Raw genomic sequence first — 3,660 nt, 5'->3', positions numbered from 1 at the left:
GGACCTTGACGCGCGCGACATCGAACAGCTCACGGCCGCTGCCGGCGGGGCCCCGGCCGGCGATGGTGCCGAACGTGCGGCACGCCCTGGCGCGCCTCGGGGGCGTCAGCCCGCCGGTCGTGGCAAGGCAGGCCCGCCCCAGGGCAAGCGCGAGAGCCGTTATTTCGGCTCCGGTTCGGGTCCCAGTGCGCAGCCCACGGGTGGCGGCAAAGCTGGCCCCAAGAAGGGCGCCGCCGGTGGCAGCGCCAGCGCGCAGCCCGATCCCATGAAAACCACGTACGGTTACATCGGTCAGGACGCGTTGCAGCGCCAGCGCCAGCAGGACGCCAAGCGCCCATCCGGTGGTGGCAAACGCGGCCGTGGTCGCCCGGGTGGCCGGTAAACGGCTTTGAGGCACGGTGGGTCCAGGTTCTTTGGTTGGAGCCGACCCGATCTGGCGCGGGGCCCGTCGGCTGCCTGTGTCCAGGGGATAAGGGCTTGCCGTTGTAGAATCAATGGCTTTGCGAAGTGACGCAAAAAAGCCTTTTCTTTCAATAAACTTCAGGAAAATCATGGCCATCGAACGCACCCTCTCGATCATCAAGCCCGACGCCGTTGCCAAGAACGTCGTGGGTCAGATTTATGCCCGTTTTGAAGCCGCTGGCCTCAAAGTGGTGGCCGCGCGCATGGCCCACCTCTCGCGCGGCGAAGCCGAAGCGTTTTACGCCGTGCACAAAGAGCGCCCTTTCTTCAAGGATTTGGTGGACTTCATGATCTCCGGCCCGGTGATGATCCAGGCGCTGGAAGGTGAAGGCGCCATCGCCAAGAACCGCGACCTGATGGGCGCGACCGATCCCAAGAAAGCCGCCGCCGGCACCATCCGCGCCGACTTTGCCGACAGCATCGACGCCAACGCCGTGCACGGTTCGGACGCACCTGAAACCGCCGCCGTTGAAATCGCGTTTTTCTTCGCCGGCATGAACGTCTACTCGCGTTGAAGATGGCTTGGACGCTCCACCGTTGCAAGCATTCCCTGGTGGGGGTGCGGGTGCGTCTGGAGTGCTCCGTTGCCACGCCGATGCCATGACAACGGTCAACCTGCTCGACTTCGATCTGGAGGGTTTGACCGCCTTTTGTGAGCGGCTGGGCGAAAAGCGTTTCCGCGCCGTTCAGTTGTTCCGCTGGATCCACCAGAAAGGTGCCTCCAGTTTCGACCAGATGACCGATCTCGCGCGCAGCCTGCGCGAGAAGCTGCCCGGCGTCTGCCACGTCACCGCGCTGCCTGTGCTGTCGCGCCAGGACTCGGCAGACGGCACCATCAAATGGCTGTTCGATGTGGGCGGTGGCAACGCGGTGGAAACCGTGTTCATCCCGGAAGACGATCGCGGCACCCTGTGCGTGTCGTCCCAGGCCGGTTGTGCCGTGGGTTGCCGTTTTTGCTCCACCGGACACCAGGGTTTTTCGCGCAACCTCACGGCGGGCGAAATTGTGGCCCAACTCTGGCATGCCGAACATTTTCTGCGCCAGCACCTGTGCAAGAGCGAGCGCGTGATCACCAACGTGGTGATGATGGGCATGGGCGAGCCTTTGCAAAACTACAACGCACTGGTGCCTGCGCTGCGCGTCATGCTGAGCGATCACGGCTACGGCCTGTCGCGCCGACGCGTCACCGTGTCGACCTCGGGCGTGGTGCCCATGATGGACCGACTGGGCCAAGACTGCCCGGTGGCGCTGGCGGTGTCGCTGCACGCGCCCAACGACGTGTTGCGCGAATCGCTGGTGCCGCTCAACCGCAAGTACCCTCTGGCCGAGTTGCTGGACGCCTGCCTGCGTTATCTGCCCAGTGCGCCGCGCGACTTCATCACCTTCGAATACTGCATGCTGGACGGCGTGAACGACCAGCCGGAACACGCGCGCCAGCTGCTGACCTTGCTCAAAGGCCATGGTGGTCGTGGTGTTCCGTGCAAAATCAACCTGATTCCATTCAACCCGTTTCCCGATTCCGGGCTGCATTGTTCGCCGCGTGCGGTCGTGCTGCAATTTGGAAAAATGCTCAACGATGGTGGCATCGTCACCACCGTGCGCAAGACACGCGGCGATGACATCGACGCGGCTTGCGGTCAGCTGGCCGGCGATGTGCTCGATCGCACCAACGCAGCCAACCGCCTGGCCGAGCGCCGCCGCGGCGCTGCGCAGCCGATCCGAATCGTGAAGATTTCCAAAGAAGGACAGGTATGACACCAGCGCTCCGTTTCTCGCCTTTGCCATGGACCGCAACGCAGCCGGCCGAGCGGGCCCGCAGCGTGTGGGCGAAGCAGTCGAGTTGGGCAAGCGGGGTCGTTTTGCTGTTGATGGCGGTCTTTGTGCTGCAACTGGCGGGCTGTGCCAGTGCACCCGGTGCCGAGACCTCGGTGTCGGCCGAACCGCTGACCGAATCCGACGAGCCCGAGGTGCGCAAGCGCGCGCGGCTCCGGTTGGAACTGGCATCCGGGTATTTTGAGAATGGCCAGACCAAGGTGGCGCTGGATGAAATCAAGCAGTCGCTGGCGGCCGATCCGAGCTACGCACCGGCCTATGTTTTACGTGGTCTGGTGTACATGCGCCTGAACGATGCGCGCCTGGCCGAAGAGAGTTTTCAGCGCGCGCTACAAATCAGCCCACGCGACTCCGACGCTTTGCACAACTACGGTTGGTTCGCATGTCAGGAGGGGCGGTACCCGCAAGCCGTGGATTTGTTCACCAAGGCCTTGGCCAATCCCCTGTATGGCGGCCAAGCCAAGACATTCATGGCCAAAGGCGTGTGCCAGGTGCGCCAAGGCAACCTGGCTGAAGCCGAAACCAGTCTCGCGCGTTCCTACGAGCTGGACGCGGGCAACCCGATCACGGGCTACAACCTGGCGGCCTTGCTGTTCCAGCGGGGCGACTATTCGCGTGCGCAGTTTTATATCCGGCGCCTGAACAACTCCGAATTGGCCAATGCCGAAACCTTTTGGCTGGGCATCAAGGTCGAGCGCCGCCTGAAAAATGCGGACTCGGTGGACCAGCTCGCGCAGCAACTGGCCAAGCGCTTCCCGCAATCCCGTGAATGGGCCGCTTTTCAGCGTGGGGCTTTCGATGAGTGAGGCGATGGACAATACCTTGTACGAAGGCGCAGCGCCGGAACAGATGCCGCGTCCGGTGCTATTGCGCAGCGCGCGCGAGGCCGCCGGTTTGCACATCGCGGCCCTGGCCGCCGCCTTGAAAGTGCCGGTCAAGAAGCTGGAGGCGCTCGAAGCGGGCCGGTATGAAGAGCTGCCCGACATGACCTTTGCCCGGGCCCTGGCTTCCAGCGCCTGCCGGCAACTCAAGATCGATCCAGCGCCGGTGTTGCAACAAATCCCGGTGGGTGCCACACCGCATCTGGGCGATTCGATGCAGGCGATCAACACGCCGTTCAAACCCCAGCAAGAAATTTCCTCGTCTTCGCCCATGGGCTGGTTGTCCCGCCCGGCGGTATTGCTCACCTTCGTCTTGTTGCTGGCGGCCTTGGTGCTGATTTTTCTGCCATCGATGGAGCGCTTGTTGCCCGATGCGGTGCTGCCCACGACGGAACCGTCCACGGGTGTGCCGGGCGCCGATGCGGTTGATCTGGAATCGTCGTCGGTGACCGTGACGCCCCTGGTATTGGACAGCTCCATGCAG

General features: G+C 63.4%; 4 protein-coding genes and 1 pseudogene. All 5 read left to right on the top strand.

Annotated features, from left to right (window positions below; genetic code table 11):
• Positions 1-382 (top strand): annotated as a pseudogene (locus ABYB95_RS19255) (23S rRNA pseudouridylate synthase B); the annotation flags it as partial.
• 169 nt (positions 383-551) lie between these two features.
• Positions 552-977 (top strand): nucleoside-diphosphate kinase, encoded by a 426-nt coding sequence (ndk, locus tag ABYB95_RS19250; protein ID WP_372660559.1) that lies wholly within the window; start codon positions 552-554, stop codon positions 975-977.
• Between the two features lie 85 nt (positions 978-1,062).
• Positions 1,063-2,217 carry a 23S rRNA (adenine(2503)-C(2))-methyltransferase RlmN gene (gene rlmN / locus ABYB95_RS19245; RefSeq protein WP_372660556.1) on the top strand — a complete coding sequence of 385 codons (1,155 nt, stop codon included), beginning with the start codon at positions 1,063-1,065 and terminating at the stop codon, positions 2,215-2,217.
• 113 nt (positions 2,218-2,330) lie between these two features.
• Complete coding sequence (pilW, locus tag ABYB95_RS19240; protein ID WP_372660562.1) at positions 2,331-3,101, top strand: type IV pilus biogenesis/stability protein PilW; 771 nt, start codon at positions 2,331-2,333, stop codon at positions 3,099-3,101.
• A gap of 4 nt (positions 3,102-3,105) precedes the next feature.
• The coding region (locus ABYB95_RS19235) for a helix-turn-helix domain-containing protein (RefSeq protein WP_372660553.1) at positions 3,106-3,660 on the top strand (555 nt) is incomplete at its 3' end.

The sequence above is a fragment of the Hydrogenophaga sp. genome, assembly GCF_041633695.1.
Taxonomy (GTDB): Bacteria; Pseudomonadota; Gammaproteobacteria; order Burkholderiales; family Burkholderiaceae_C; genus Hydrogenophaga.
The sequence above is the reverse complement of the archived record's forward strand: the minus strand, read 5'-3'. Positions and strand labels throughout refer to the sequence as shown.